Raw genomic sequence first — 2,644 nt, 5'->3', positions numbered from 1 at the left:
CCTCCACGTCAGCCAACAGCAGCGTCACCGTGCCCGTCGGCAAAAGCCCGCTCACGCCCAGCTCGCTCCAGTCCACCAGCGGCGCATCCGCACGCGGATCAATGTCGCTCATGCTAGCCAGCATGCAGCTACCTCGTGCGGCAAAATATCAGCGCAAACGCGCAGATTAAGACCGGTCGCACACGTATCTATGACCCCCGAGCGCGCAGATCTGAGCCGCCGAAGCACAACCAGAGCCACGCAATCACCGACCAAGAGCCAACCGACCAACAGCCTAGAGCCAATTCGCGCCGTCAACCCGGGGCCCATCAACTTGACAGCGCGACTCAGCGAGTCCAGACAGAATCGCTCGGGGCTTTGCGCAACACTCAGCTCGTCTGGTCGCTAAGTACGCGATAGATGGTCGCCCGAGACACGCCTAGCGTTGCGGCGATAGTGGAAGCATTCTCGCCGCTGGCGTGCATCCGCTGAGCAAGAGCAGCCTTCGAAGCGTCCAGAGCCTTCGGTCGTCCAATGGACTGCCCGCGTGCCCGACGGGCTTCGTGTGCGGCTGAGCGGCGTTCGCGGCCCAACTCCAACTCAAGCTCGGCAAGACTCGCGAGGACGCCGGCCACCATCCGACTTGTGGCATTCGAGGTGTCGATGCCTTCGCGGAGCGACCGGAGCACGATCCCACGCTCTCCTAGCTCGCGGATCGTCGTCATCACCTCGGAGGCGTTGCGGCCCAGGCGGTCGATGCCGACCACCACGATGGCGTCTCCTTCGCGGGCGTAGTCCAGCAGCGCCGCTAAGCCGGGACGCTGCTCGCGGGTTGATGTGCCAGACAGTTTGTCTGAGTAGACGCGAGCGCCCTCGACGCCTGCCGCCGTCAGCGCATCGACTTGTTGGTCGAGGGATTGATGTCCGGTGCTGACTCGGGCGTAGCCCAGTTGTGTTCCGGTCGCAGCGGGGGCGGTGTCGAATGCCATGCCATGAGTGTCTCAAAAGTCGCAGAACACATCAATATGAGACAGTGGTTTTGAGTCAACTTCTGAGACACGGCCACCTGGCGGTTTCTGTTGCCCAACCTATCCCAGCGGCCACGTCTCAATTCTTTACAAACGAGACCAGTAACGCGCGACTCGCTCCCCCCCAGCAGGTAGCGTCCGCCCTAAGGAAGAAGGAGACACTGTGACCGATGTGATAAGCCATGAGAACGCTGTGGTGGACTTGGATGCGGCGCAGCCGCAGCCGGGTATGGCCAGCGACGAGTTGGTGCGGCAGCTGGCCGAGCGGGCCCGCGCCGAGGGGTTGCGGCTCCTGGACTGGCTCGTCGCCGAGCAGACGGCGCCCCGGGGTCACTTCAGCTTCACGCCGACCCACGGCTGGACCGGCGGCGAACCCCGACCAGCGTTCGACCAGCAACCGATCGAGGCGGGCGCCATGGCCGACGCCGCGGCGCGGGCGTTCACCGTGACCGGCCAGGCCGACTGGGCCGACGTGACGATCCGGTCCGCCGGGTGGTTCACCGGTCGAAACGACCTCGGCGTCGCCATGTTCGACGATCGAACCGGGGGTTGCTTCGACGGGCTGCAGGTCGATGGGCCCAACGCCAACCAGGGCGCCGAGTCGACCATTGTGTTCCTCACGGCGCTGCGACGAGCCCATGAGGTGGCTCTCCCGAGCGACCGGGCCTGCGTCGCATGACCTCCGCCGACCCGCCCGCGCCGTCGCGGGGTGGCCTGGCCGAGATGTTCGTGCGCCATCCCGGCAATCCGATCATCACCGCCGCTGACTTGCCACGGATGGTCAACGCCGTGTTCAACCCCGGTGCGACGGTCTTCGAAGGCCAGACCCTGCTGCTGTTGCGGGTGGAGGACCGCACCGGCCTGTCCTACCTGGTGGTCGCCCGAAGCCCCGACGGCTACGGCAACTGGACCGTGGAGCGCGATCGGGGAATGTTCGCGCAGACCTCGACCTTCGAGGAGCACTGGGGTGTCGAGGACCCACGGATCACCCGGGTCGGCGACGAGTACCTCATCGTGTACACCGGCTTCTCCACCACCGGACCGCTGGTCCTGCTCGCATCCACACGGGACTTCGTGCACTTCGACCGTCGCGGCGTCCTGCAGTCCCCCGAGAACAAGGACGCTGCACTGTTGCCGACCACCTTCGACGGCCGGTGGGCGCTGATCCACCGGCCGACGGCGCAGATGCCGGGACTCGGAGCGCACATCTGGTTGTCGTGGAGTCCTGATCTGCGCCACTTCGGCGACTCCAAGGTCCTGCTACCGGCCCGTCGCGGCGGGTGGTGGGACGCCAACACGGTTGGGCCTGGGCCCCCCACCGATGCTGACCCACGCCGGGTGGCTCCTCTGCTACCACAGCGTCCGCACAACCGCGTCGGGAGCCATCTACCGTCTCGGGCTCGCGCTCCTCGACCGCGACGACCCGACCCGGGTGATCGCTCGCGGCAACGAGTGGGTGTTCGGTCCGTCTGCGCCCTACGAACGCTCCGGTGACGTGGCCGATGTCGTCTTCCCGTGCGGCTGGATCCTCGACGACGACGGCGACACGATCCGGATGTACTACGGCGCGGCCGACAGTGTCGTATGCCTCGCCACGGCCAGCCTCGAGGCGCTGCTCGACCACGTCATGACCCACC

Annotated in this window: 2 protein-coding genes and 2 pseudogenes; 3 read left to right on the top strand and 1 reads right to left on the bottom strand. The window is 66.3% G+C overall.

Annotated features, from left to right (window positions below; genetic code table 11):
• Positions 1-368 precede the first annotated feature (368 nt).
• Positions 369-968 (bottom strand): recombinase family protein, encoded by a 600-nt coding sequence (locus ACLP9N_RS07945; protein ID WP_442406876.1) that lies wholly within the window; start codon positions 966-968, stop codon positions 369-371.
• Positions 969-1,170: 202 nt separating this feature from the next.
• On the opposite strand from ACLP9N_RS07945, the gene ACLP9N_RS07940 reads away from it, so the two are divergent.
• From ACLP9N_RS07940 to ACLP9N_RS07930, 3 genes and pseudogenes are all read left to right on the top strand, one after another.
• Complete coding sequence (locus ACLP9N_RS07940; RefSeq protein ID WP_442406875.1) at positions 1,171-1,686, top strand: hypothetical protein; 516 nt, start codon at positions 1,171-1,173, stop codon at positions 1,684-1,686.
• A pseudogene (locus ACLP9N_RS07935) lies at positions 1,683-2,315 on the top strand (hypothetical protein); the annotation flags it as partial. The gene ACLP9N_RS07940 and the pseudogene ACLP9N_RS07935, both read left to right, overlap by 4 nt.
• 13 nt (positions 2,316-2,328) lie before the next feature.
• A pseudogene (locus ACLP9N_RS07930) lies at positions 2,329-2,644 on the top strand (glycosidase); the annotation flags it as partial.

Origin of the sequence: Mycobacterium sp., assembly GCF_052144515.1 — a bacterium.
Lineage (GTDB): Bacteria > Actinomycetota > Actinomycetes > Mycobacteriales > Mycobacteriaceae > Mycobacterium.
Note: the sequence above shows the minus strand (reverse complement) of the source record. Positions and strands in the feature narration are given on the sequence as shown.